The sequence below is a fragment of the Rhizobium mesoamericanum STM3625 genome, from assembly GCF_000312665.1.
Classification (GTDB): Bacteria; Pseudomonadota; Alphaproteobacteria; order Rhizobiales; family Rhizobiaceae; genus Rhizobium; species Rhizobium mesoamericanum.
In genome coordinates this window covers 2864577-2890036 of sequence record NZ_HF536772.1, presented here as the reverse complement: position 1 = coordinate 2890036, position 25460 = coordinate 2864577, and the positions used below count along the sequence as shown (strand labels likewise).

At 60.0% G+C, this 25460-nt stretch carries 20 protein-coding genes; 11 read left to right on the top strand and 9 right to left on the bottom strand.

All coding sequences use genetic code 11. The annotated features are described in order from the left end of the window. Nucleotides 1-9 precede the first annotated feature (9 nt). From BN77_RS14225 to BN77_RS14215, 3 genes are read left to right on the top strand one after another with little or no spacing between them, the layout of a single operon-like run. A complete protein-coding gene (locus BN77_RS14225; protein ID WP_040677198.1) occupies nt 10-855 on the top strand; it encodes an ABC transporter ATP-binding protein in 846 nt (281 codons plus the stop codon). Between the two features lie 9 nt (nt 856-864). Then, nucleotides 865-2235, top strand: a complete 1371-nt coding sequence (locus BN77_RS14220) for an MlaD family protein (protein ID WP_007532981.1) — start codon at nt 865-867, stop codon at nt 2233-2235. A 22-nt stretch (nt 2236-2257) separates the two neighbouring features. After that, on the top strand, nt 2258-2866 hold the full coding sequence (locus BN77_RS14215; protein WP_007532979.1) for an ABC-type transport auxiliary lipoprotein family protein: 609 nt from the start codon (nt 2258-2260) through the stop codon (nt 2864-2866). 174 nt (nt 2867-3040) lie between these two features. Here the strand turns inward: BN77_RS14215 and BN77_RS14210 are convergent, their stop codons facing one another. Next, complete coding sequence (locus tag BN77_RS14210; RefSeq protein WP_007532976.1) at nt 3041-9433, bottom strand: apolipoprotein A-IV repeat region-like domain-containing protein; 6393 nt, start codon at nt 9431-9433, stop codon at nt 3041-3043. Nucleotides 9434-9899: 466 nt separating this feature from the next. Between BN77_RS14210 and BN77_RS14205 the strand changes: the two genes are divergently transcribed. Together BN77_RS14205 and BN77_RS14200 are read left to right on the top strand one after the other, a co-directional pair. After that, nucleotides 9900-10268 carry an Hpt domain-containing protein gene (locus tag BN77_RS14205; protein WP_007532970.1) on the top strand — a complete coding sequence of 123 codons (369 nt, stop codon included), beginning with the start codon at nt 9900-9902 and terminating at the stop codon, nt 10266-10268. A 203-nt stretch (nt 10269-10471) separates the two neighbouring features. After that, the gene (locus tag BN77_RS14200) at nt 10472-10792 is read left to right on the top strand and encodes a 2Fe-2S iron-sulfur cluster-binding protein (protein ID WP_007532969.1); all 321 of its coding nucleotides are present in this window, start codon (nt 10472-10474) and stop codon (nt 10790-10792) included. A gap of 288 nt (nt 10793-11080) precedes the next feature. On the opposite strand, the gene BN77_RS14195 is transcribed toward BN77_RS14200, so the two are convergent. After that, a complete protein-coding gene (locus BN77_RS14195; protein WP_007532968.1) occupies nt 11081-11707 on the bottom strand; it encodes a DUF922 domain-containing Zn-dependent protease in 627 nt (208 codons plus the stop codon). Nucleotides 11708-11801: 94 nt separating this feature from the next. On the opposite strand from BN77_RS14195, the gene folP reads away from it, so the two are divergent. From folP to folK, 3 genes are read left to right on the top strand one after another with little or no spacing between them, the layout of a single operon-like run. After that, the gene (gene folP, locus BN77_RS14190) at nt 11802-12674 is read left to right on the top strand and encodes a dihydropteroate synthase (RefSeq protein ID WP_040677196.1); all 873 of its coding nucleotides are present in this window, start codon (nt 11802-11804) and stop codon (nt 12672-12674) included. After that, nucleotides 12671-13039 carry a dihydroneopterin aldolase gene (gene folB / locus BN77_RS14185; RefSeq protein ID WP_007532966.1) on the top strand — a complete coding sequence of 123 codons (369 nt, stop codon included), beginning with the start codon at nt 12671-12673 and terminating at the stop codon, nt 13037-13039. Before folP ends, folB begins: the two co-directional genes overlap by 4 nt. Continuing rightward, entirely contained in the window at nt 13032-13550 is a 519-nt protein-coding gene (gene folK, locus BN77_RS14180; protein WP_040677194.1) for a 2-amino-4-hydroxy-6-hydroxymethyldihydropteridine diphosphokinase, read from the top strand. The genes folB and folK overlap by 8 nt, the downstream gene beginning before the upstream one ends. Before the next feature lie 45 nt (nt 13551-13595). Here the strand turns inward: folK and BN77_RS14175 are convergent, their stop codons facing one another. The 4 genes from BN77_RS14175 to BN77_RS14160 form a co-directional block, all read right to left on the bottom strand. Beyond that, a complete protein-coding gene (locus tag BN77_RS14175) occupies nt 13596-14147 on the bottom strand; it encodes a hypothetical protein (protein ID WP_007532962.1) in 552 nt (183 codons plus the stop codon). 210 nt (nt 14148-14357) lie between these two features. Further along, nucleotides 14358-15437 carry a YcjF family protein gene (locus tag BN77_RS14170; protein ID WP_007532960.1) on the bottom strand — a complete coding sequence of 360 codons (1080 nt, stop codon included), beginning with the start codon at nt 15435-15437 and terminating at the stop codon, nt 14358-14360. Beyond that, the gene (locus BN77_RS14165) at nt 15434-16909 is read right to left on the bottom strand and encodes a YcjX family GTP-binding protein (protein ID WP_007532959.1); all 1476 of its coding nucleotides are present in this window, start codon (nt 16907-16909) and stop codon (nt 15434-15436) included. The genes BN77_RS14170 and BN77_RS14165 overlap by 4 nt, the downstream gene beginning before the upstream one ends. A 77-nt stretch (nt 16910-16986) precedes the next feature. Continuing rightward, nucleotides 16987-17484: a SixA phosphatase family protein gene (locus BN77_RS14160; protein ID WP_007532956.1), complete on the bottom strand. Its 498-nt coding sequence runs from the start codon at nt 17482-17484 to the stop codon at nt 16987-16989. A 272-nt stretch (nt 17485-17756) separates the two neighbouring features. Between BN77_RS14160 and dksA the strand changes: the two genes are divergently transcribed. Further along, nucleotides 17757-18176, top strand: a complete 420-nt coding sequence (dksA, locus tag BN77_RS14155) for an RNA polymerase-binding protein DksA (RefSeq protein WP_007532954.1) — start codon at nt 17757-17759, stop codon at nt 18174-18176. Between the two features lie 64 nt (nt 18177-18240). On the opposite strand, the gene BN77_RS14150 is transcribed toward dksA, so the two are convergent. Continuing rightward, nucleotides 18241-19269 carry a flagellar biosynthetic protein FliO gene (locus BN77_RS14150; protein WP_007532952.1) on the bottom strand — a complete coding sequence of 343 codons (1029 nt, stop codon included), beginning with the start codon at nt 19267-19269 and terminating at the stop codon, nt 18241-18243. A gap of 289 nt (nt 19270-19558) precedes the next feature. Between BN77_RS14150 and cckA the strand changes: the two genes are divergently transcribed. Then, complete coding sequence (gene cckA / locus BN77_RS14145) at nt 19559-22159, top strand: cell cycle histidine kinase CckA (protein ID WP_007532951.1); 2601 nt, start codon at nt 19559-19561, stop codon at nt 22157-22159. A 29-nt stretch (nt 22160-22188) separates the two neighbouring features. On the opposite strand, the gene BN77_RS14140 is transcribed toward cckA, so the two are convergent. Beyond that, nucleotides 22189-23115, bottom strand: coding sequence for a pseudouridine-5'-phosphate glycosidase (locus BN77_RS14140; protein ID WP_007532950.1), 927 nt, complete (start codon nt 23113-23115; stop codon nt 22189-22191). Nucleotides 23116-23143: 28 nt separating this feature from the next. Beyond that, on the bottom strand, nt 23144-24088 hold the full coding sequence (locus tag BN77_RS14135; RefSeq protein ID WP_007532949.1) for a carbohydrate kinase family protein: 945 nt from the start codon (nt 24086-24088) through the stop codon (nt 23144-23146). 240 nt (nt 24089-24328) lie between these two features. Between BN77_RS14135 and recA the strand changes: the two genes are divergently transcribed. Next, the gene (gene recA, locus BN77_RS14130; RefSeq protein WP_007532947.1) at nt 24329-25417 is read left to right on the top strand and encodes a recombinase RecA; all 1089 of its coding nucleotides are present in this window, start codon (nt 24329-24331) and stop codon (nt 25415-25417) included. Nucleotides 25418-25460: the final 43 nt, after the last annotated feature.

Here is a 25460-nt window from a genome sequence, read left to right as displayed (position 1 = left end):
GGATTGTACGTGGACGGACAGCATACAGACACCGGAAACAACGAGGGGCGGAATGTCGTGCTGTCTGCGCGCGGCGTGACGGTCGGTTTCGGGTCGAAGGTCGTTCTCGACAATCTGGACCTCGATATCTATCGCGGCGAAATTCTAGGGTTTGTCGGCGCGTCGGGAACCGGTAAGTCAGTCCTGATGCGGACAGTGCTTCGGCTGCTGCCGCGGCGCTCGGGGACCATCAAGATTCTCGGTCAGGACTTCGATGAGCTGGACGAGCCGCAACGCAATGCGCTCGACATGCGCCTCGGAGTTCTTTTTCAGCAGGGGGCACTTTTCTCCTCACTGACTGTCAAGGAAAACATCCAGGTACCGATGCGCGAGTATCTGGACCTGCCCCAGTCACTGATGGACGAACTCGCTGAACTGAAGATCCGGCTGGTCGGTCTCGCGGCGGACGCTGCCGACAAATACCCGTCGGAGCTTTCGGGCGGCATGATCAAACGTGCTGCTTTGGCTCGCGCCTTGGCGCTCGACCCGGAACTGGTGTTCCTCGACGAGCCGACGTCAGGGCTCGATCCAATCGGGGCAGCGGAATTCGATGAGCTCATCGCAAGGCTCAGGGACACGCTTGGATTAACCGTCTACATGGTCACACACGACCTCGACAGCCTTTTCTCGGTCTGCGACCGCATCGCCGTTCTTGGTAAGAAGCGGGTGTTGGTCGAGGGATCGATCGACGACATGCTGGCCTGCGACGACCCATGGGTTCAGGCTTATTTCAAGGGTAAGCGAGCGCGTTCAATCGTGCCGCAAAACGGCCGCGCCGGCGACGACAGCCTGGCGCAAGATAGCCGCGGGAAGTGAGCGGATAGGATGGAAACTAAAGCGAACTACACGATTGTCGGCTTTTTCACAGTGCTCGTTATCGCGGCAGCATTTGGCTTCGTCTATTGGATGGCCGAATATGGGCGCGGCGGGCCTATGGCTGAACTGATCGTCCGCATTCCGGGCTCCGCGAACGGCTTGAGCGTCGGTTCGCCGGTCCGATTCAACGGCATTCAGGTCGGTTCGGTCAAGTCGCTGTCGATCGATGCAGACGATCCGAGCTTCTCGCTGGCGTTCACCGAAGTGCGCGTCGATGCGCCGATTTATCCCTCGACGAAGGCGATTCTTGAAATCCAGGGTTTGACGGGTGCGGCCTATATTGAATTGTCGGGCGGTAGAATTGGCGAAAAGAACATTCTTCAGCAATCGCTTGAGACAGGAAAGCGAGCGGTGATCGTCGCGGATCAGTCGAGTGTCACGAACCTTCTGGCGACGGCCGATAAGATTCTCGACCGCGCGAACGACGCCATCGGGCAGGTTCAGGGATTTGTGAAGGACGCGCGTGGGCCTCTGACGAAGACATTGCAGAACGCCGAGACGTTCTCCGACGCCCTGGCAAAGAACTCTGGCAACATCGATTCGTTCCTGCAGAGTGTCGGACAGCTTTCCGACACGGTTCGCAAGGTCTCAGGCCGTGTCGATTCGACGCTGGAGGCGGTCGAGTCGCTGGTAAAGGCGGTCGATGCGAAGAAGATCGATACTATCCTCAGCAATGCCGAGAAAGTCAGCCGGGACGTGGCAGATGCTTCCGGTGACCTCAAGGGAGCGATCCATTCGTTCCAGGATACCGCCACGACCTACAACGACCTCGGCAAGAAAGCGCAAGCGACGCTTGATCGCGTGGACACTCTGGTAGCGCAGGTCGATCCGGCAAAGGTCAAGGGATCGGTCGATGACATCGCGCAGGCGACCAAAGACGCCCGCGCGGCCGTCGCCTCGATCAAGGATGTCGCGAGCACTGTTTCAGCTCGGCAAAAAGACATTGATCAAACGATCCAGGACGTTTCGCAGATCGCGAACAAGCTGAACTCGGCGTCGACGCGTGTCGACGGCATTCTGATCAAGCTGGACGCACTGCTCGGAACGGACAATACGCAGTCGCTTTTTGCACAGGCGCGTGACACGCTTACCTCCTTCAAGAACGTTGCCGACAACCTTAACGCGCGTATCGGCCCGATTGCGGACAATCTTCAGAAATTTTCCAGCGGTGGGCTGCGCGATATGCAGTCGCTCATCAACGACACACGCTCAACCGTGCAGAATCTCAGCAATGCGATCAGCAACTTTGATCGCAATCCGCAGCGTCTGATCTTCGGTGGAGATACGGTAAAGCAATATGACGGCCGGACGCGGCGTTAAAAGGGATCTCAGGGGAGCGCATATGGCCGTATCGGATCTGTCGCAGCATCGTTCGTGGCCATCCAGAACCGCGATCGCGCTGCTTCTATTGGCGGGCCTTGCTGGCTGCGGAACGGCCGCGAAGAACGACACCTTTGATCTTAGAGCGTCGGTGACCGGCACTGGACCGGCGGCAAAGGGACGGCAAATCCTGGTGCAGCAACCGATCGCGCTGCAGGCAATCGATAGCGAGCAGATCGTCGTGCGCGTGGCGCCTTCGCAAATACAGTATCTTTCCAAGGCGCAATGGGGAGATAAGTTGCCACGTATGGTTCAGGCGAAGCTGGTCGAGGCTTACGAAAACTCCGGCAAGGTCGGGGGCGTCGGCGTACCGGGGCAGGGCCTTGCGATCGACTATCAACTCGTGACGGAGATCCGCTCCTTCGAGATCGACGCGACGGCAGGCAGTCGGGCGGTCGTTGAGATTTCTGCCAAGATCCTGAATGACCGCAATGGTTCCGTAAGAGCCCAGAAGGTGTTCAGACAAGTTGTGCCTGCCAACGGATCGAATGACGGTCTGGTGAAAGGGTTAGATCGCGCGTTCGCAGGTGTGACAGCAGAGATTGTCAACTGGACCCTGCAGTCGATTTGATCACCCGCGCCGTTGTGGGAAGGTGCGAGCGGTCCTGCTGACGAGGGGCTGCGGTGCAGACCGCATGCTGGCCAGCCCAGCACTTCGAGCGCTTCAATGAATTCGATGACGGACGATAATGGCTAAACGAAAATGGCCGCCTTCGGGCGGCCCTTTCTATGATGCCAGGGCTCCCTAGCCCAATCGCCCTGCAGCATGCGCAAGCATGGTATAGACCTTGCCGGTATCGGAGGTCAGATAAGACTGCGTGATCGTCTTGTCGCGATCGCCACGCGAGACGTCCGCAAGCAGCTTCTCGAAGTCGGCAATATAGCGGTCAACTGCGGTGCGGAACTCCGGCTCGCGATCGTACTTGCGCTTGATTTCGTCGAAGGTCTGCTGACCCTTTAGGGTGTAGAGACGGCGGGTAAAGACATCGCGTTCGCCGCGCTGGTAGCGCCGCCACAGATCGACCGATGCGTCGTGATCGATCGCGCGGGCGATATCCACCGAAAGCGAGTTCAGGGACTCGACGACATGGCGCGGGTTGCGGCTATCGGCGGTGCGAGCCGGTGCTGCTGCGGTAGTCTCGGCCCGCGGCGCCGTTTGCCGCGCCGGAGTGTCCTCGGCGGTTTCCTCGCGCGATGCGCCACGCAGGAGATCGCTGATCCAGCCGCCGGTTGCCGGCGTTGCCGGAGCAGGCGCTGCAACGGGTGCTCGCTGCGGGGTTACGGCTGCAGGCGTCGGCGGCGTCAGTGAACCCCGCAGGCCAAGGTTTTCGATTGGCGAGGGCGTCACTGTCGGTGACGGGCTTGGTGCTGTCGGCGGGGCGGACTGAGGCGCCTGCTGGTTAACGGCTGGCTGGGCTGGACGCGGCGCTGGTTGAGGCTGAGCAATACGCGGCGCCGGCTCGGAGATTTCCAACTGCTGCGTCGAACGGCCAACGATGTGCGAGATATCCTGCAGAGCTTTGATCTGCTCTGCGACGGCACGACGCATGGCGGCGGCGCTCTCCTTGGCTTCCTCGGGGAGGTCGAACGCACCGCGCTTCAGCTCGCTGCGGGTCATATCGAGTTCCTTGCGGATATCGCCAGCGGAGCGACGAATCTCTTCCGTTGCACCCGAGAAGCGGGAGACCGCCTCCTCGACCGCCTCACGCAACGATTCCCGCATCGTCTGGGCAGCGCCATCGGATGCACGACCCGCCTCGCCGAGCATACGCTCGACTTCCGACAGGGACGCCGTCAAGCCGCCTCGCAAGCGGTTGGACAACTCGCCTGAGCGGCGCTCGGCATTGCTGAAAGCGCCGTCGATTGTCGCGGTAGCTTCTTCTCCGGCCTTGACGAGCGCAGCCCGCATGGTCGCCGCTGCTTCCTCGGCGCGCTTTTCGGTCTCTGAGAGCACGCGACCGATATCGGAAAACGAGGACTGTACGCTTTCGCGAAGTGTACCACTGACCTGGTTCGAGCGCTGCTCGGCGCGGTCGAAGGCGGACTCGACCATACCGCCAAGGGAACGCATGGTCTTCTCGATTTCCTCAGAGCGCTGGACCAGACCGACGGACAGGTTCTGCAGGGCCGTCTCGCGATCCTCGAGCGTCGATACAAGATTTGACTGGGCCGCGGCGAGCAGACCGGATGCCTGGCTGAGCACCTTGGAGTGCTCGTCGAAGCGGCCGATGATTCCGCCGACCTGGGCAAGCGTCTGCCCCGAAATGTCGGACAGGCGGTCCACCTTGCCTTCGAGCAGGCGCGTCGAAGCGGAAACCATCTCCGCGGCCTTCGATGCCGATTCGGTGAAGCGCGACGTCGTATCGCCGAGTCTACCATCCACTGCCGCCAGGTTTTCGGCTGCATTGCTCATCATCTGGCCCATCGCCGAGCTATTGTCCGACAGCCGCTCAATCAGCTTGTTAACGTTGGCAAGGAGGCTGTTTTCCATCGCGTCGACGGCCGAAGATGCACTCTCGGTGCGTGCGGCGATCGCGTTGATCAGTGCCTCGTTCTCGCTGCGCAGACGCTCGGTGCTGCGCTCGGTTGCGGCCGTGATACGCGCTGCGGCTTCCTTGCCTGCCTCGGCATAGCGATCGATCAGCGGGCGAGCTGTCTCGTCGAGAATGCGCGACAGCTCCGTATTGCGACCGGCAAGCATCGAGTTCAGTTCGCGCGTGCGATCGTCGAGCGTGGAGCGGATGGCGTTGCCACGCGCTTCAAGCGCTTTTTCGACATCGGTCAGCGTCGAGTCAATTTCGCGCGTGCGGTCCTCGAGGCTTGACCGGATTGCATTGCCGCGCGCTTCCAGAGCACGTTCGACCTCGGCCATGGTCGAGGTGATTTCCTGGCTGGCGTCGGAAATCGTCGTGCGGATGCCGGCGCCATGGCTTTCGAAGGTCGCCTGGGCGTCGCCGAGGGCGCGTGAGATGGCGCCAACCTGGCCGCTGACCAGGGTCTCGGCTTCCGCAACCTTGTTGATGATCGCGTTGCCGGCTTCCGAGAAGGTCTGGGCGACAGCTGCCGCCTGACCGGCCAGACGGTTCTGCGCTTCGGAGACCCGACCGACGATCCGTTCGGAACGCTCTTCGATCGTACGGCTGAATTCATTGCTCTTGGCTTCGAGGCTCTCCGCAAATTGCTGACCAGTGCGCCCGAGATTTTCAGCAGCGCGGGCAGCTTCGTCGTCCATGCCCTGGGTCGTCTCGGCGACTGCGCTGCGCAGCGACGCGGCGAGGCCAGCAGCCTTGCCTTCAATAGTGCGATTGACAGCGTCGAGGCCTACTGTCAGCGCCCGGTCCATCGTCGACAGACGTTCTTCGATGCGGGCACTGCCGCGCTCCATCGCCTCGCCGATGCTCGCCGTTCGGGTGTCGATGCCGGACGTCAGATTGGTGGTGCGGCTGTCGATCTCCGAGGTGAGGTTAGCAGTGCGGTCATCGATCGCCACGGCAAATTTTGCAGCGCTCTCGTCGAGTGCTGCTGCAATGCGGCCCGTCGCTTCCTCACCGAGTGTCCCAAGGCGCGAAATGCCGTCGGACAATGTGTTGGAGAGGCGGCTACCAGCGGCATCGACCTGTTCGGCTACGCCGCCAACGCCATCGCGAATGCGGTTTTCGAGAGCGGCGAGGCCGGCTTCGACCCGCGAGCCGGTTTCGGCGAAGCGACCGGTCATGCCTTCGATTGACTGGTCGAGCTGCGAGGAGAAAGTTTCTGCCGTCCGCGAGATCTCGCCCGCAGCCTCCTGGAAGCGACCGGCTATGTGGCCGGTGCTGTCGCGCAGGCGTTCTTCGAGAGCGCGACCGCTGTTGTCGATCGTCTGGCGAAGGGAGGCCTCGTGGTCTTCCAGCGACATTTCCAACATGCCGACGCTGGTGGCGATCGATGCGCCAATGGTGGTCGCCTGGTCGGAAAGCGTATCACTGATACGGGTGTGGGCGTCGCTGAGTGCGAGATTGATTGCGTGTTCGCGATCTGCGAGCGTCGAACGGATGCGCTCATGAGCCGAATCCAGACCCGTTTCGATACGCGTGGCTGCATTGCCGGTTAGTGCTTCGAAGCGATCGTGCGCTGCGGCCAGGCCGCCTTCGATCCGGGATGCAGCATCGCCGTGCAACGTCTCCAGCCGCTGATGCGCATTGCTCAGGGTGGATTCGATGCGAGTGGCGGCACTGCCGGTCAGCTGCTCGATGCGGTCTCCGCCACTAGAAAGCGTGCCGGCAAGCGTCGATGCGTGATCGTTCAGCGAGCGCTCGAGGCGTTCCTGGCTCTCGATATAGGCGCTGCGAATTGCATCCGACTTGTCCACAAGGGCACCGGCAACGCGGGATTCGGCGCCAGCCACCGTGTCAAGCAAAGCGTTGGTGCGCGCTTCGAGCGCCTCGTAAAAGCGGCTCTGGCTTTCGCTGAAGGAGATGGCGAGCGCCATCGCCTTCTCATCGAGCGTGTCCGAAAGACGATCCTGAACCGTGGCGATCGAATTTGCGATGGTGTCTACGCGGCGGGCGAGCGCGTCTTCAATTCGACTATGGCCTTCGTTCAGGGATGTTGCGAGCGCCATGACACGGTCGTCGAGCGCCTCGGTGATCCTATCATGTCCGCCGGAAAGCGCGTTGCTGATCGTTTCGGCATGGTGGCCAAGCGTATCAGCGAGACGCGTCTGGCTCTCGTTCATGGAAATGGCAAGCGCCATCGCGCGGTCATCGAGAGCCTCTGTGAGCTTCTCGTGGCCACCGGCCATCTGGTTCGCGATCGTCTCGACATGGTGGCCGAGCGTATCAGCGAGGCGCGACTGCCCCTCGTTGAGGGAAATGGCCAGTGCCATCGCCTTGTCATCAAGGCTATCGGCAAGCTTCTCATGGCCGCTGGCGATCGAAGCGACGATCGCTTCGGCGCGCTTGGCGATCGTTTCCTCGAAGCGGTTCTGGCTCTCATCCAGCGAGATGGCGAGCGTCATCGCCCTGTCGTCGAGCGCGTCGGCGAGGCGCTCGTGGCTACCCGAAACTGCGCTGATGATTGCCTCGGAGCGGCTAGCAAGCGTGCTCTCGAACCGGTCCTGACTCTCTGCGAGGGCTGCCGTCAACGCGTCGCCGCGATCGGCCATCACTCCGTCAATCCGTTCGTGGGCGGAATCGAGCGCCTGGGTAATATCTGCCGCGCGCCTGGAAATCATCGTGTTCAATTCGTCGGCACGACCAAAGGCCGAGGTGATCTGATCGGTGCCGGCGGAGACGGCGGAGCTTAGATCGGAGGTCGTGGACAGCAGCGTGTCACGGAATTCCGTCGCGCGCGCGGAGAGATTGTTGTGGAGTTCCGACGTACCTGATGCAAGCGCCAGGGAGATCTCGGAGGTCGCGTGGCTCAGCGCCGATGTCATACCGGCCGTATGGGTATGGATGGCCTCGGTGACTTCTGAAACCTTTCCAGCCAGTGAGCTTTCCATGACTTCCTGGCTGGTTGCAAGTGCGGTGGCCAGCGCGAAGGACTGGTCCGTGAGCGACGCGCCAAGGCGCTCGATGCTCGAACTCAGGATGCCGTTCAGCGCGTCCGAACCGCCGGTCATCGTGTCGTTGATGCGGTTGAGGCTCTCCATGAGCTTTGTGTCGAGCGAGCCAGCGCGCTTGTCGAAGGCATTGGCGAATTCCGCGACGCGCTCATCGAACGAGGTCGAAAGCTGCGCGACGGTTGCCTGCAGCCTTTCGTCAAAGAAGCCGGAGCGAAGATCGAGGTCCATGATGGTGTCGTCGACGCTCGACTGCAGGCTCTGACGGAAGCTCGAGCCCTTCTCGTCGAGTGCACTGTTGAGTTTGGAGAGAACGTCGTCCAGCGTGGTGCTGATCGTGCGTTCGCCGCCGGTCAGGCTCTCATTGATCTCCCGGGTACGAGCAATCAGAATCTCGTTCAGCTGGCGGGCACGGTCGTTCAGCGCGGCGTTGAGCTTCTCGGCGTTGCTGTCCATCGTGGATGCACGCGTCTCAAACTGCCGAAGAATCTGGTCTCCGTGTTCGCTAAGGCTTGATGTGAGGGAGTCCAGCCGGGTGTCAAACTCGTTGGTGAGTGCGAACCCCGAGGAAGTCAGCGTTTGCAGCAGCGAATCCGTCTTCGCCGCAAGCAGCGTGCCGAGCGACTGGATCGCCGACTCCGACTTTTCGGTGATGGCCGCCGCGCGCGTGTCGATCATTGATGCGAAGGCTTCGCCCGAGGTCGCTAGGCGTACCGCGATCTCTTCCGTCGCCAGCGAAAGGTCTTCCTTGAGCTGGTCGTGAACACCGGCAATCGAGGTGCGGATGCGCTCTGCGTGGTTGACGATCGCTTCGCGCTCGGAGCCGAGTTCGTGCACGAGGCCGCGCACCCGCAATTCATTGTCGGCGTAGCTTCGCTCCAGCGCGTTGACCTCCGAATGGACGAGGGTCTCAAGCTCCGAAGCACGCGCGATGGTGCGCTCTATGCCTTCGTTCATCGCCGACACTTCGCGGCGAACCGCTTGGCCGACAGTCATGATGCGTTCGGAAGCAACGGTCTCGGGTTCGGAGAGGCGGAGTGCGACTTCGGCCATGGAGCGGGCTGCGTTGCGCATGTCTTGGGCGCGGGCCATCATCACCGCGAAGGCATAGAAGAGCAGCACGGGCACGATGATGCCGATGAATCCGGCAATGACGCCGGGCAGTGCGAGAAGGTCAGCGATGGAGCGAATCTGCCAAATCTGCGGCGAGTAGAGCAGGGCCATCAGGCCTATTCCCGCGACAATCCAGAGAAGTGACACGATGGTCGCGTTGCGGACGGCAGAGCGGCTGGATCCGTTCTCCAAGGATTTAAGGAGCGAAGCCGGCGATATGCGATTGGCATCGTTGGCGGCGAAGGACGGAGCGCGCGATGGCTGTTCGGGCTGGCGTGGGGGGGTGGCTGCGCGCGCTCGCTGGGCGTCCTTCGAGCTTTGCTGATTGCGGGCACTTGGTGTTTCGGGCAATTTGGCCTCCGAGGCGTCGATCTTGCCATTGCGAGACAGCGTATTGTCTTCTCCGAAGTCGATCTGGAGCGCTTCGTCCAATGCCTTGAACGCCTTGTCCTCGATCGACTCGTTGTACTTGTTGTTCGCCATTTACGTTACGCCTCGTTACATCCCAGCCGGTTCAACAACGCATCCGAGCTTCCCGCCGAGCCCGAACAAAACCTTAGCCTCTGAGCCCGCCCGCCCACATTGCCAGGGACGGATAAGCATATCATTTCAGAGTGGATAGCTGCTTTTTCATACAGACGGTATCAAAACACTACCATTATCCACTTGGCGAGCAAAGGCAGGTGCCGGAAAGCTCGCCCAGTAGTATCGTAGTGACACATCCGGGACTGCTAGACAATTAACGCAACTGGTCAAATTCCCAGGTATTAAGGCTTTGTTAACACCATTTAATAAATGTGCGTCTTTAAAAACCAAGAGGTTAACGCCGTTTGCCTGACGTTAACCATATCCCGAGAAATCCGCCCTTAATGTGCCGGAATTTAACGCGATGCCCACCCGGTGTCCGCACAATGCTCAAACGGCGGGATAGACGACGGAGAATTGGCACATGGCAGCAGTCAGTATTGCGTTTGCAGCACCCGACAATTGCAAGGGGCCCCGGCCTTCGCACGAACGACCAGTGGATCTGGTGCATCTGGCAAACCAGACGATGGGCGATAAGAGCCTGGAAATTGAAGTTCTGCAGTTATTTGCGCGGCAGGCGCGGGCTTGCCTTCAGGAAATATCATCCGGCGATGTGAAGATCGTTGAGGCGGCGGCGCATCGCCTGAAGGGTGCCGCCGGCGCCGTGGGCGCGTTCCGGGTTCATGCCGCCGCAGAAGCACTCGAAGGCAATTGCGGTGACGCCGCCAGCATGGCGGCGCTCGGTATCGCTGTGATCGAAGCCGAGAACTTTATCCTCAGACTCTGCCGCTGAACGACACAAGTCAGCGCGACATGGGGCCCCCTTACGCCATTTCGGGCAGCGGGTCTTTTTGTGACCGTCGGCGTGGCGCATTTTGACAAGCACGTCGCTTCTCAATCTGTGATGAAGTGCATCGGGCGGTCGATGTTGACTGCCTCAACGAATTGTTGGAAGTAAAATTTAGACCCTCCCACTGACGACCACCGGAAATCACCATGCCCAAACTGACCATTGTCGCCTTCGACGGCACGCGCTTCGATCTTGATGTCGATCAGGGATCGACTGTTATGGAAAATGCCGTGCGCAATTCGGTGCCGGGCATCGAAGCGGAATGCGGCGGCGCCTGCGCCTGCGCGACCTGTCATGTCTACGTCGACGACGAGTGGACGGACCGCGTCGGCCCGCCTGAGGCGATGGAAGAAGATATGCTCGATTTCGCGTTCGACGTGCGTCCTACGTCGCGCCTCTCCTGTCAGATCAGGATGAAGGCGGCTCTGGATGGACTGATTGTCCGCGTGCCAGAGCGCCAGGCCTGACGGCCACGCCGCAAAAAAAGCCTCGCTGGCCGCTAGACGAGCGAGGCGAGGTAGGCGCATTACCTACGAACGAGGGAGGATCGTCCGCGGCTTCGCAACGCGCCAGGAGAACCCAGGAACGAAAGTTCAGACTTACCGCCTTGAACTTTCGAATGTTTGAATATTACCGCGTTATGGTTGATTTAGCTAGACCGAGAAATAACCGGTAAATCACTGGGGCGACTACGGTTTCGCACAGGTTTTGTTGCGCGGATAAACTTCTTTGATCGCCTTAAGCTTGCGAATCAGCTAGCCTGCGCCGCCGGATGTTTTCATTCGAATGTCCAGAAGTTTTATCATTCGCTTTTGAAAATTGACGGCTTCGATTCGATCGAATCGGGCTTGCAACTTGTCGTGCTCTTCGATCCCACGGATCGATATTTCGGTGACAAGCTCCTGCATCCGCTCGCAATTGCGTTGCGGGGGCAGGGCGAGGATTTGCCTCTCCATGACACGCGCTTGGTTGCGCGCAATCTCGGCGTGACGCTCCTCGTGGCGCTTGATGTCGCTCGAGAGTGCATCCCATATCATCGACAACTGCTTGCTGGCACCCCTGCGATCAATCCAGCGGGGCAGGATGATTTGCGTGTGGACCGTGACTTTCGCGCTGGCGACCCGGCACCGCCCTCCGGTCTGGACGTAGGTAGCGTCGCCGCCGAAGCGGATCTTGGTCGCACCCGGGTGGCGAGCCGACGAGCCGCTTGCGGTCGGCCCATTGGTGCTCAGTTGCTGATCGAGTTGGTCCGCAGTTTTGCCTTTGATCGCAAAATACGAGTAACTTCTCGTCGCGATCACGGCAGCGGCGGCCGGACTGCACGCCGCTGCGGCCATGGAAAAGCCGAGGAAGAGGGGCATATAACGCGGTACTAAGAGCATTCTGCACACACTCATGTTGAAGTTTGCCGGAGCTTGGGGCATAGCCACGACCAGCGCAATATCATTGGCGCTTTTTTTCGATCGATAGGATGAAATGCCATTGGCACAGCTTAGGAGCAGTTTCTGGCGCGTCGGGCATGACCGCGAGATCAAACTGGGTGCCCGCTCCGTGCTCATGGCGATCGTTAACGTGACACCGGATTCTTTTTCAGACGGCGGGCGGTACGAGACCGTCGAAGCAGCTGTGACGCATGCGCTCGAGGCGATTAGCGAGGGAGCTCAAATTATCGATATCGGGGGCGAATCGACACGACCCGGCGCAGATGTCGTCCCGCCCTTTGAAGAGCAGGCGCGGGTTTTACCGGTGATCGAGGCACTGCGTGCCAAGACTGATGCGCTAATCTCGATCGATACGTATCGGGCCGAGACTGCACGGTTGGCCATCGGCGCGGGGGCACATATCATCAACGACGTATTCGGACTTCAAAAGGAGCCCGAGATCGGGAAAGTGGCAGCCGATGCCCGGGCAGGCCTGTGCCTGATGCATACCGGCCGGGACCGAGAAAAGCTTCCCGATGTGATCACCGACCAAATTTTCTTCCTGGAGCGCTCGCTCGAAATCGCTTCGAGCGCGGGTGTTCCGAAGGATCGCATCGTGCTCGACCCGGGCTTTGGTTTCGCCAAGGATACCGAAGAGAACCTGGAACTGATGGCTCGTTTCGGCGAACTGCACCGCTTCGGATTGCCGCTGCTTGCGGGCACCTCGCGCAAACGCTTTGTCGGCGCCATTACAGGCAGGCAGGCCGCCGACCGGGATGCGGGAACAGCGGCGACAAGCGCATTGTTACGTCTGGCGGGAGCTAGCATTTTTCGCGTACACGATGTCGCAATCAACAGGGACGCTCTGGCCGTTGCCGATGCTATGCTGGCGGCGCGCAATAGCTTCGAGCAGGGAAACTTGGCATGAGCACCACCTACACCATAACGCTTCAAAACTGTGCCTTCTTTGCCCGCCATGGCGTTCATGACGAGGAGGAATTCCTCGGCCAGCGCTTCTTTGTGGACGCCGAACTCGATGTCGTTGCCGGCGACGCGCTGGAAAGCGACTCCATAGATGACACGGTCAATTATGGCATTGCCTTTACCGTTATCGAGGAAATCGTAACGGGCAAGCGTCGGTACCTGATCGAGGCGCTGGCGCTTGATATCGCCAAGGGACTTTGTTCAAAATTTCCACAAATCAAACGTGCAAAGATCACGGTCCGCAAACCCAACGCGCCCGTGCCGGGCGTGCTCGACTTTGTTCAAGTGAGCGTCGAACACTTTGCCTGAGTCTACGTTCAATGCTGCAACGCTCGGCCTCGGTGGTAATCTCGGCCAGCCAGTCCACGCCATGGCCGTTGCGCTAAGGGCGCTCGATAAGCGGGCGGACTGCCAGGTGGCAGCGGTGTCGCGGCTCTATCGCACTCCGCCCTGGGGCAAGACAGATCAGTCCTATTTTTTCAACGCCTGTGCTGCAATAGAAACAACGCTGGGGCCGGAGGCGCTTCTCGATGTCTGTCTCGATATCGAACGGGGAATGAAACGAGAGCGTATCGAACGGTGGGGGCCAAGGACGCTGGACATTGATATCCTGACCTATGCCGATGTGGTCCTGTCCGCGCCTCGCCTGGAACTTCCTCACCCGCGCATGACTGATCGTGGCTTCGTGTTGATGCCACTTTCCGACTTTGCTCCTAATCTACTCGTCCATGGAACAACTGTTCGCGATTGGCTCGCGAAGGCGGATGTCCAGGGGATCGAAGTTGCAGATCAGGACAGCAACTGGTGGCATGCGGCCTGAAAAAGGAAAAGCGGCGGACTTGCCACCGCTCAAAGCCAGTGCAATTTACTCGACAGAGCCGACGGTGATTTCGTCGACCTGGCGCGTGAGCGTTAGGCCAATCACCGGGATCATCTGGCTTTCGACCTTGACGGAGACGGTAACGTTCATCGTTTTGTCATCACGCACGCGAGCGATCATGGCGCCGTTAAGCTTGGAACGGTTGAGGCCGACGACAACGGTATCTTGCGTCACGGCACCCGATACGACATCCAGCCCCTTACCATCGGCGCCATCAAGGAACTTGCCTTTATAGGAATTGCCCGACTGCGTGATGAGCGCCGTCATCGGTTGCTTGAACACGCCGACCCTGCAGCTTCCGTCGAGTTTGATCCCCGCGCCGCCGGTGCTTATGGGTTCTCCGACGAGATTGCAGGTGAATTTCGTGCCCTTGTACTTGCCGGCTACGATCTCTCCTGGGCCTCGCCAAGTGCCAGCGACAGACTCAAAGAAGGCTTTGTCACGTGTTGCTGCCGTTGCGGACGGCGCCATTTCGGCGATCGGCGACAATGCCACCGCAGCCAGTCCGAAAAGAAGAAGAAACTTGCGCGAATACATGGATTTTCCCTAGCGACACCATCGCTTAACTGGCTGCAAGTCTTGCCGCAGAATGGTTAATGGTTGGTTTCTTGTTGGCCCAAAAGCGCTGTGTGGTCGGGCATCTCGCGGTTGGCGGCGGCCACCGCTAGGGCACTAGCGCATTGAATTCCTAACAAGTATTTTCCCACGCTGTTCGGCGCCTGGCAAGCGCAAGAAAACTGTCAACACTCAGGATTTCTTGTCACGCGATGCCATGGACGGCGTGAGATCGCCGATGAAGTCGCCGATTCCCGGACGTTTTAAGGCGTGGAAGGAAAGTGGGCGGCAGAGATCCATAGCAGCGATTCCGATACGGGCGGTCATCAGGCCGTTGATGACGCCTTCGCCGAGGCGGGCCGAAAGTTTCGACGCCAGCCCATGGCCAAGCACCTGCTGCACGAGGCTATCTCCGACGGCGATCGAGCCGGTAACGGCAAGATGTGCCAGAACGTCGCGCATCAGCCTCACCATGCCGAGCGTGCCGGGCCGACCGCCGTAGAGATCGGCCATCGCCCTGATCAGCCGGGCGGCTTCATATAACACGTATAGAAGGTCCACAATGGCGCGCGGGCTGATGGCAGTGACGATAGAGACTCGTTTTGATGCATTGACAATGAGGGCCCGCGCCTGCCGGTCGAGCGGCGCCAGGAGCTCACGTTCTGCAAGGGTGATCAGATGCGGTGCATCGATGATATCGCCCTCGGCCGCTTTCAGCGTGGCCCTGCCTTTGGCCGTCTCGGGCCTGCCGGAGAGCAGCGTTTCCAGGCGCTTGACCAGTGCACGCGCCTTTGCCGGCTTGGTTTCCACGATGGCGGCCTCGGCTTCCGCCTTGATCGTCTGCACCGCTGTCAACCGCATCAATCCGGCGCTTTCACGGATAACGATGGCGACTACCGCCAGAATGCCGATTGCGAGTACTGCGAGCGCCGTATAGCCCAGCCAATCGGCGCGGGTAAAAAGATTGCGTATAAGGCTGTCGGTCCAGAGGCCAAAGGCAAGCGAGAAGAGAATGCCGAACGCGCCAGCCGCGATTTTTCCGAACGAGGTGCCGCGCTTGCGCGGAACTGCGACCGGAATTGGAGGGACATCCTTTTCGGGATTGAGGAAGGGGTCATCCTCATCGGCCGTCAGCACGATATCGTCCGTGAAGCTGGCCGGCCTTCTTTGGGTGTGTTTGGCCTCGATTGTCGGCCGAACGACAGTGTCGTCCTCAAGAGAAAATGCGGCCGGCGTGCGGTGTATCGGGTGCTCGGATGGTGGCTTGATCATGCGAGGCGATCTCCGAACAGAAACTGCATGGCACGGTCGAGCCTGATATGTGGGATCGAAAGCTTTATACCGCCGCCCGTCTCTTCGAGGTGCGGTGGACGAAAGCGAACCACATTTACATCGGGAAGCGAGCTGTCGTGGCCGCCCGATTCGATGCGCTCGAACAGGCTCTTCGGGTCGGCCGGCAGATCGCCAGGAAATATCGCCGTCTTCTTTTGGCCGTCAAAACGTTCTCCTCCAATGGTTTCGCCTTCCATCGGCGTGCCGACTATGACTGGAAGGTCTTGGCCGTCACGCTTTACCGTCGCTTCGCGCGTGGCGCGAACCGAGGCCAGAGCCATGACGTCCATGCGGGCACCGGCCATGCCAATGCGCTGTACTGCACGATCGACCAGGCGGCGGGTGAGGGCGTCGAGCCGGTCATGGCTTTCGTGGTGCAGGTGATCGGCCTTCGTCGCCGCGACAAGGACCCGGTCGATCCTGCGGCCGAGCAAAGACGACAGCCAGGAATTGGTGCCTGGACGGAAGCACGCCAGCACATCGGTGAGAGCGCGTTCGAGGTCCTGTACCGCCTCCGGGCCACGGTTGATGGCTTGCAACGCGTCAACGAGCACGATCTGCCTGTCGAGACGGGCAAAGTGCTCGCGAAAGAAAGGCTTCACGACGACCGATTTGTAAGCCTCGTAACGCCGCTCCATCATAGCCCATAGCGATCCCCTGCGCGGTTTGCCGTCCAAGGGCAGCGCCAGTGGGGCAAAGGTAAGTGCTGGTGAGCCATCGAGGTCGCCAGGCAGTAGAAACCGACCAGGCGGGAGGGTGGAGAGCGAGCGTTCGTCGGTTTTGCAGGCCTTGAGGTAATCGGCAAAAGCGGTGGCAAGGTCGCGGGCGCGCATCTCGTCGGCGGGAGCGTTAATCTCGGTGGCATGGGTTAGGGTCAACCATTCGCGTGAGAGTTCTCCTCGAATGCCTGTTTTGGCCAAGGCGATCGTCTCTTCGCAGAACGTGCGATAGTCCTTTCTAAGCAGTGGCAGGTCAAGCAGCCATTCGCCGGGATAATCGACGATATCGATCGACAGGCGACCGGGCGAGAAGAGACGATTCCAGCCCCTTGCACGTTGATATTCGAGTGTCAGTCGCAGTTCGGAGATCGCTCGCGTGGAATCGGGCCACACGCGATCCATCACGAGCGAGCGGATGTGATCCTCATATTGGAAGCGCGGCACGGCATCGTCCGGCTGCTGTTCAAGGCGCACGGCAAAGACGCGACCGGACTGCACCGGCTCGAAGAGTGGCAGGCGGCCGCCATGCAGAAGATTGTGGACCAGGGAGGAAATGAAGATCGTCTTGCCGGAGCGCGACAGGCCGGTGACCCCGAGGCGCACGGTGGGGATCATGAAGCCCGATGCCCGGTCCGCGAAATTGTCGAGAACGATGCGCGCGTCGTCGGAGAAGGAGGTCAGGCTGGGCGGCAAGGCAGAATTCCGATTGTATCGTGACAAGCCATATAGGAACCGCAGGTCGATGCGAAAAGGCGTTGTCCAAAAAGACCTTAGTCGATCACGAAATCGACCAGGCGCCAGCTTGCTGCCTTGCTGTCGAAGTCTAAAACCACAAGCCCGGCTGTGGGAAAGCCCGTCGGCAATGCCTGCGAGAGCGCCTCGTGGCCAATCAAGGCTTCCAGCGTCTGCTCGATGGTCGGATTGTGGCCGACCAGCATAACCGAATTGATGCCCTGCTGGGCGTCGATGATCTCGAGATAAATGTCGGGCGAGGCATTGTAAAGTTCGTCGACAAACCGGAGATCGAGCGTGGAGCCCATCGCGCGATGCATGGCGTCGGCGGTGTCCCGGCAACGCGCCGCTGTCGAACTCAGAAGGAGATCCGGCCTGTAGTCCTTGTCGGCGGCCTCGTTGGCGACGAGTTCGGCTTCTGCATAGCCGTTCTCACTGAGGGGTCGGTCAAAATCACGTTGCCCGGGTGCGGCCCAAGCGGCTTCGGCGTGCCGCAGCAGATAGATCCGGGAAGGCGGAGGCGTGATTACAGCCATGGGAAAGTCCACGTCGAAGGGACTTTTTCAGTAGCGGTTGAGTGGCCCGCGCGTCAACCGTAGCGGCCGGTGTCGCCGCCAAATTCGAGCCAGGAAAGGGAGAGCTTACGGGAGGGGAATATGCGTTCAAGGGAATAGTGATGCGAAAATAATCTGTTAGCTTAAAAATATGACAGATTTAAAAAACTGTTTACCTAGCGTATTTGGCTTGAATCAACCGTAGTGCTCGCGATATACACCCGCCAGATGAGATGTTCTTCAGGAGAATCGCGTTGAGTGAGAAGATCGATCTTAGCAACTACGTACCCTCGGAAGAGGAAGAGTTCATGAACGGTAATCAGCGGGCTTACTTCAGAGCCAAGCTGGTCGCCTGGAAGAATGACATTCTCAGAGAGGCGCGCGAAACCCTCGACCACTTGGCGGAGGAAAGCGCAAATCATCCGGATCTTGCTGACAGGGCATCGTCCGAAACCGACCGGGCCATCGAACTGCGTGCCCGTGACCGCCAGAGAAAGCTGATTTCCAAGATCGACGCAGCACTGCAACGTATCGAAGACGGCACATATGGCTATTGCGAGGAGACCGGCGAGCCAATCGGCCTCAAGCGGCTTGACGCTCGACCGATCGCGACGCTCTCCATCGAGGCTCAAGAGCGGCACGAACGCCGGGAAAAAGTCTACCGGGACGAATAAGTCCTGGTATGTCGACGATAAAAGGGCGCCACGGAAACCGCGGCGCCCTTTTTCATGCGCCTCGCTACTTGTCGCGGTTAACGCTCATCTCGCCAAAGATGCGCGCGACTTCATTCTGAAGGGCAGCATCGGCACCAGTGAGCGGCGCCATGTCAGGATCCCGGCGCGGCAGGTTTCCGGGCGCCGGGGCGGGCCTCGCAGCGGTGGCCTGTGGTGCCGGCGCGATCCGCTCGGCGGCAAGTGTACTGGTCATTTCCTCCTCGAGAATGCGCTGGAAGTCAGTCGGTTGCGCAACAGGCGCCAGCGTACCAACCTCGACAAATGCCGATGAGGGTTGCACAGACGCCGGCGTGTTCCCGACAGAGGGAGGAGACACATGCGGATCAATTCGCTGTTGCGACAGCACGCGCTGGCGGGCCGAATCGAGAATGTCTGCTGCGGCCGAGGCTTCGATCGGAGTGGGCGCCGGGCGCGGTTCTGGGCGCGCTTCTGGGTGCGGTTCGAACGACGGTGCCGGGCGCGGAGCACGCTCGCGCTCGGCGATAACAGGCGGAGGCGCGGGTGGCGTGGCAGGGATCGCCGGCTCGGGCCTCGCTTCGATTGGCGCGCGTTCGGGCACATAGGGCTCGGGTGACGCATGACCGCGGATTGGCGGCGCATTTTGGGGTTCAGCGGGCGCGATGCGAACAGGTGCCGGCGTAGGCGCGGTCTCAGGTTGCGGCGCTATCGCGGGGACCGCAGCCGGCACCGGCGCTGAAGCCAAGGTCGACGGATGAGTTGCCCCAAGTGATGTGAGCTTGTCGGCAGCCTCGCCAATTCTGCTCTCGATGACGATATCGGTCGGCCCGCCGATCATGATCAGGTGTTCGACGTCGTCTCGACGGACGAGGACGAGGCGTCTGCGCGCATCGACCGCCGCCGCATCGAGAACCTGCAACCGTGGCTGACGATTGCGGCCACCGCGCACGAAGGGCGACGGCGCGCGGCCGCGCAAGAACCAAAGCACGACGATCAGCAGTAATAGAGCTATACCGACGCCGCCGGCGGCGAGAAGGAAGCGGCTCCCATAGGCTCCCATGAGATCATCGAACATCTTGGCTTACTCCCTTCGCGGTTTTGAACCACATGGCGACTTCTTCCACTTCGTAGACAAGTCGTGATGGCCTTGTCCAGTCGTGCTAACCCGAAGTGGAATTCGAACAATGCTTTCTTAACAACGCATTTTAATGGCGAAATTGGCGCTCTTCGTTGTGAATTCAATCAGTCTTCACAGAGACCAGTGTTTTTGCGGAGACCGCAAATTGGTAAGAAGGACAAGGCGCCTGATTCCTGCTTTGTCTCCCTGTTACGAGTGAAGCCCGGCAGGCCATGCGAGGAAATAGATGACGAAACCGCGTCAGGCCGATGACTATAGCGAACCGCTCTTGGACCGCGGGGGCCGCACGGGAACGGCCTTGCGGATCATCCTGCTTGCGCTGGTGCTGATCGGCGCAGCCGCTGGGTTTGTCGTTTTCAAGAGTTCCCTGGACAATGAAATGGTGCTCGGCGTTCTCGGCGTGCTCGCCATGGTCGGGATTTTTTTCCTCGTGTCCTCGGTGATTGGCTTTATCGAAGTTATGCCGCAGCGGCAGTCCGACAGCCTTGCGCGTGCGTTTTTGAATAGTCACCCCGATGGGTCGCTCATCACCGACGAAAAGGGGCGCATCGTCTACGCGAATGCCGCCTATGGCGAACTGACAGGCGCCCGCAAGTCAACGGAAATTCAGACGCTCGAAGCGCTGCTGTCGCGACATCGGGAATCGAACGAGGCGCTTTATCGTCTCTCCACCGGCCTTCGTGAAGGCCGGGAGGGGAGCGAGGAATTCCGCCTGCTGCGCTCGCTTGGCCCTTCAACGAGCGGTGCGGGCGCGCACTGGTACCGTCTGAAAGCGCGAACCCTGCAGAGCGAGGAGATCGGGCGCAAGCCGCTCCACATCTGGCAGATCAGCGATATCACCTCCGAGCGCGACGATCAGGAGCGGTTCTTCAAGGAACTGCAGAATGCGATCGACTATCTGGACCACGCACCAGCCGGGTTCTTTTCGGCCGGCCGAAAGGGCGAGATTTTTTATCTTAACGCAACGCTCGCGGAATGGCTTGGTATCGATCTCACCAAATTCATTCCCGGTTCAGTAACAATCGGCGATTTCGTCGCGGGCGAGGGACTCGCGCTCATTCAATCCGTGCAGGCTGATCCGGGTCTGAAAAAGACCGTGACGCTCGATCTCGACCTGAAGAAGATGAATGGTCAGAGCCTGCCGGCACAGATCGTCCACAGCGTGACGTCGATGCGCGATGGCGCGCCGGGGGAAAGCCGTTCGATTGTGCTTACGCGTCAGAAGAGTGGTGAGAGCGATCAATCCGCCACGGCGGCTGCCATGCGGTTCACCCGTTTCTTCAACAACACGCCGATGGCGATTGCCTCGGTTGATGGCGAAGGCCGGATCCTGCGGACCAACGCACCGTTCCTGAAGCTGTTTTCCGGGATGGTTTCCCGTGATGACGTAGAGAACGGCGCCTTGCTCGAAGTCATTGTTCAAGAGAGCGACAGGTCGAAGCTGCAGCAGGCGCTTGCGGCGGCTAAAGACCGGCAGGGCGACATCCCTCCGATCGACTCTCGCACACCAACGGACGAGGCCCGTCATTTCCGGTTCTACGTCAATGCGGTGATCGACCAGAGCGATGAGGCGCCAGAAGAAGCCGCAATTGTCTATGCCGTCGAGGTGACCGAGCAGAAGGCACTTGAAGCGCAGATGGCGCAGACGCAGAAGATGAACGCGGTTGGCACGCTGGCCGGTGGCATCGCGCACGACTTCAACAACGTACTGACGGCTATTCTGCTCTCCTCCGATCATCTTCTGCTGCAGGCGCGGCCCGCGGATCCTGGCTTTGCCGACCTGATGGAAATCAAGCGCAACGCCAATCGCGCCGCCGTGCTCGTTCGGCAACTGCTGGCCTTCTCGCGCAAGCAGACCATGCGGCCGACCGTGCTCAATCTGACCGATGTGGTCGGCGACCTCAGGATGCTGGTCGATCGACTGCTGTCGGGAACAAATGTCAAACTCGACGTCGAATACGGCCGCGACCTCTGGCCCGTCAAGACGGACCTGTCGCAGTTCGAGCAGGTGTTGATCAACCTCTGCGTCAATGCACGCGATGCCATGCCGCAGGGTGGCAAGCTAACGCTGCGCACGAAGAACGTGACAGCGGCAGAGGTGGCGGCATTCAACTATTCCTACATGCCGCATGAGGACATGGTCCTTGTCGAGGTCTCGGACAATGGAACCGGTATTGCGCCCGAGATCATGGACAAGATTTTCGAGCCCTTCTTCACGACGAAGGAGGTGGGCAAGGGAACGGGCCTTGGCCTCGCGATGGTCTATGGCATCGTCAAGCAATCAGGCGGCTACATTCAGCCCGAGTCGGAAGTTGGCAAAGGCACAACATTCCGCGTCTTCCTCCCGCGCCACATTGTCGAGCCAGCCGTTGCGGCGGAAGGTGATGCCGTCACGGCTGTTACCGGTGCGCCTGCCGAGCAGGCGCCGGCGCAGGTCGAACAACCCGAGGACCTAACGGGCTCAGCGGTCATTTTGCTGGTCGAGGACGAGGAAGCAGTGCGTCGCGGCGGCAAGCGCATGCTTGAGACCCGCGGCTATACGGTTTACGAGGCCGGGTCCGGCGTCGAGGCGCTCGATATCATGGACGAGCTCGAAGGGAAGGTCGACATCGTCGTTTCAGATGTCGTGATGCCCGAGATGGATGGTCCATCGCTGCTGCGCGAACTGCGCAAGAACTATCCGAATCTGAAGTTCATCTTTGTTTCAGGCTATGCCGAAGATGCGTTTGCCCGCAACCTGCCGCCGGACTCCAAGTTTGGCTTCCTGCCGAAGCCGTTCTCGCTGAAGCAGCTTGCTGTCGTCGTCAAGGAGACGCTCGACAGTTAAGGGGCGCCGCAGCGCCCCTTTTTGATTGATCATCCGGCCAGCGCGACGGCAATTTCCGCCGCCAGTCGTGCATTATTTTCTACGAGTGCGATGTTGGTCCTCAGACTCTGGCCGTCCGTCAGGTCGAAGATCGTGCTGAGCAGGTAAGGGGTCACTTCCTTGCCGCTGATTTCATCGCGCTCGGCGCTGTCGAGCGCGCGTTCGATGTAGATCTCCATTTCCTCGCGGGGGATCTCGTCTGCCTCCGGGACGGGATTGGCGACCAGCATGCCGCCGTCAATGCCGAGCTGCTCGCGCACCGTCTGAAAATTGGCAATTGCGGCTGGGCTGTTGAGTGTCAGCGGACTGCGCAATCCCGAGGCGCGCGACCAAAAGGCGGGGAATTCCTCGCTTTCATAGGTGACGACAGGCACGCCTGCGGTTTCCAGCACTTCCAAGGTCTTCGGAATATCGAGGATAGCCTTTGCGCCGGCGCAGACGACGATGACGCCGGTACGACCGAGTTCCTCGAGGTCAGCAGAGATATCGAAGCTTTCTTCAGCACCGCGGTGGACTCCACCGATGCCACCTGTGGCGAAGACCTTGATGCCGGCGCGCTCGGCGGCGATCATCGTCGCGGCTACGGTCGTTGCACCGTGACGGCGCTCGGCGATCGCAAAAGCGAGATCGGCGCGCGAGACCTTAAGGACGTCCTTGGCCTGCGCCAGCTGTTCCAGCTGATCGGATTCGAGGCCGATATGCAGCGTTCCGTGAATGACCGCGATGGTAGCGGGCACGGCACCCTGCTCACGGATAAGCGCCTCGACGCTGCGGGCCATCTCGATGTTTCCGGGGTAGGGCATGCCGTGCGTGATGATGGTCGATTCAAGCGCCACGATCGGCGCGCCGCGCTGCTTGGCGCTTGTGACCTCTTTGGAATAGGCGATTGGCAGGAGGGGGGAGATCGGCTTCGTCATTGTCTCTTCCATTTCATCGGTACGGCCTTCAATGCAGAATTCTCGCCGGCGGAACAAGGAAAAGTGTCTCCCTGATCAAATTCGGTGAGAGGTTTTCATTGACGGCATGCGGCGATTGGACGGTCAGCGCTGCGGCAGCAGCTCCCTCCCGAACGGCATCGGCCAGGGAAATCCCGCGCATCAATCCGGAGATTACGCCGGCTGCAAGCGAATCTCCCGCACCAGTGACATCTGCGACGCCTTCGAGATTTGCAGGCTGCAGCGCTATTGCGTGGCGATCAGCAAAGGCGATGAGCTCGCGTTGGCCGCGCGTGACGACGCCGCCGCGCAAACCGATGTCACCCAGCAGTGACGGCCAATGTGCCGGATCGTTGGGTCGTTCGCCCGTCAGTGCGGCGGCTTCGGCCTCGTTGAGGAAAAGATAGTCGATTCCCTCGATGCACGGCTTCAGCTTGATGGCCTTCGCCGGCGAGATTGCGATCGCGCCCACCGGCTTGCCAAGCACCTTCGCACGCTCGACGATCGATGCCAGCGTCTCTTGTGGCAGGTTGGCGTCGATGAGGATGAAATCGGTCGCGGCAAAGGCGTCGCGGACTGCACGGATCGAGAGGCGCCGTGGCACGAACATGCGGTAGAGATCCATGTCGGCAAGCGCAATCACCAGGTTTCCGTCGTTCTCGATGATTGCGGTGTAGCTCGGCGTCTTCCGATCTAGAAAAACGAAGGGGCGATCGTTGACACCTGCGAAATCGGCCGCCTCGCTGACCATCTCGCCGATCGGATCACCGCCGCGGGGCGAAATCATCGTCACGTCGAAGCCCAACCGGGCAAGATTGCGCGCGGCATTGAAGCCGCCGCCGCCCGGCTCCTCGAACCATGAACCCGGGTTGCTGGCGCCAGCCACGGTGTCTCCTGAGATGCGTCCGCGCCTGTCGATGTGGGCCCCGCCGAGAACAAGAATCTTCCGCTTCATTTCATCGTCCCGCATGGCCGAAAGGTACGAATCGTGCTGCCGCCACTGGTCGACTGGCGAGCAAGCCCCTATCTCTAAGCTGTTGCTTTCCATTACCAAAACAAATGTAGAACACAGGCAAGTTTACCTTGTTGTTTCAAATATTTGAGCGCCGCTTGCGCAGTGAGAACAAATACGGTACAAAATCGGCATCGGCGGCGACATTGCTTGAGCGGCTTCAATAACCTAAAGGTGGATCGAATGTCACAGAATACATTGCGGCTTGTAGAGGACAAATCGGTGGACAAAAGCAAGGCACTTGAAGCGGCACTCTCACAGATCGAGCGGTCGTTCGGCAAGGGCTCAATCATGAAGCTCGGCTCGAACGAGAACGTCGTCGAGATCGAAACGGTATCGACGGGTTCTCTCGGACTGGATATAGCGCTCGGAATCGGCGGTCTTCCGAAAGGGCGTATCATCGAGATTTACGGACCTGAAAGCTCGGGTAAGACGACACTCGCGCTGCAAACCATTGCCGAATCGCAGAAGAAGGGCGGCATCTGTGCCTTCGTAGATGCCGAACATGCGCTCGATCCGGTTTACGCCCGCAAGCTCGGCGTCGATCTGCAGAATCTGCTGATTTCGCAGCCGGATACGGGCGAACAGGCGCTTGAAATCACTGACACGCTGGTCCGTTCCGGTGCGGTCGACGTTCTCGTTGTCGACTCAGTCGCCGCATTGACGCCGCGTGCCGAAATCGAAGGCGAGATGGGCGACAATCTGCCGGGCCTCCAGGCGCGTCTGATGAGCCAGGCGCTGCGCAAACTGACGGCTTCTATCTCGAAGTCGAACACCATGGTCATCTTCATCAACCAGATCCGCATGAAGATCGGCGTCATGTTCGGCTCGCCGGAAACGACGACCGGCGGCAACGCGCTCAAGTTCTATGCGTCTGTCCGCCTTGACATTCGCCGCATCGGAGCGGTCAAGGAGCGCGAAGAGGTCATCGGCAACCAGACCCGCGTCAAGGTCGTCAAGAACAAGATGGCGCCTCCCTTCAAGCAAGTCGAATTCGACATCATGTATGGCGAGGGTGTTTCCAAGACCGGCGAACTGGTCGATCTTGGCGTCAAGGCGGGTATCATCGAGAAGTCGGGCGCGTGGTTCTCCTATAACAGCCAGCGCCTCGGCCAGGGCCGCGAAAATGCGAAGCTCTTCCTGCGCGACAATCCGGATCTGCTGCGCGAAATCGAAACAGCACTTCGTCAGAATGCCGGTCTGATTGCGGACCGCTTCCTGGCGAATGGCGGCCCTGATGCCAATGACGGAGACGAAGCCGCAGACGGCTAAGCCTTCCTTCGGTTTCCTCGAGTTCAAACCCGGTCGCATTCTT

Bases quoted from the DNA above. Each gene is read 5' to 3' on its own strand.
- BN77_RS14220 (WP_007532981.1), top strand. From the start codon at position 865: ATGGAAACTAAAGCGAACTACACGATTGTCGGCTTTTTCACAGTGCTC.
- BN77_RS14215 (WP_007532979.1), top strand. From the start codon at position 2,258: ATGGCCGTATCGGATCTGTCGCAGCATCGTTCGTGGCCATCCAGAACC.
- BN77_RS14210 (WP_007532976.1), bottom strand. From the start codon at position 9,433: ATGGCGAACAACAAGTACAACGAGTCGATCGAGGACAAGGCGTTCAAG.
- BN77_RS14205 (WP_007532970.1), top strand. From the start codon at position 9,900: ATGGCAGCAGTCAGTATTGCGTTTGCAGCACCCGACAATTGCAAGGGG.
- BN77_RS14200 (WP_007532969.1), top strand. From the start codon at position 10,472: ATGCCCAAACTGACCATTGTCGCCTTCGACGGCACGCGCTTCGATCTT.
- BN77_RS14195 (WP_007532968.1), bottom strand. From the start codon at position 11,707: ATGCTCTTAGTACCGCGTTATATGCCCCTCTTCCTCGGCTTTTCCATG.
- folP (WP_040677196.1), top strand. From the start codon at position 11,802: ATGCCATTGGCACAGCTTAGGAGCAGTTTCTGGCGCGTCGGGCATGAC.
- folB (WP_007532966.1), top strand. From the start codon at position 12,671: ATGAGCACCACCTACACCATAACGCTTCAAAACTGTGCCTTCTTTGCC.
- BN77_RS14175 (WP_007532962.1), bottom strand. From the start codon at position 14,147: ATGTATTCGCGCAAGTTTCTTCTTCTTTTCGGACTGGCTGCGGTGGCA.
- BN77_RS14170 (WP_007532960.1), bottom strand. From the start codon at position 15,437: ATGATCAAGCCACCATCCGAGCACCCGATACACCGCACGCCGGCCGCA.
- BN77_RS14160 (WP_007532956.1), bottom strand. From the start codon at position 17,484: ATGGCTGTAATCACGCCTCCGCCTTCCCGGATCTATCTGCTGCGGCAC.
- BN77_RS14150 (WP_007532952.1), bottom strand. From the start codon at position 19,269: ATGTTCGATGATCTCATGGGAGCCTATGGGAGCCGCTTCCTTCTCGCC.
- cckA (WP_007532951.1), top strand. From the start codon at position 19,559: ATGACGAAACCGCGTCAGGCCGATGACTATAGCGAACCGCTCTTGGAC.
- BN77_RS14140 (WP_007532950.1), bottom strand. From the start codon at position 23,115: ATGACGAAGCCGATCTCCCCCCTCCTGCCAATCGCCTATTCCAAAGAG.
- BN77_RS14135 (WP_007532949.1), bottom strand. From the start codon at position 24,088: ATGAAGCGGAAGATTCTTGTTCTCGGCGGGGCCCACATCGACAGGCGC.
- recA (WP_007532947.1), top strand. From the start codon at position 24,329: ATGTCACAGAATACATTGCGGCTTGTAGAGGACAAATCGGTGGACAAA.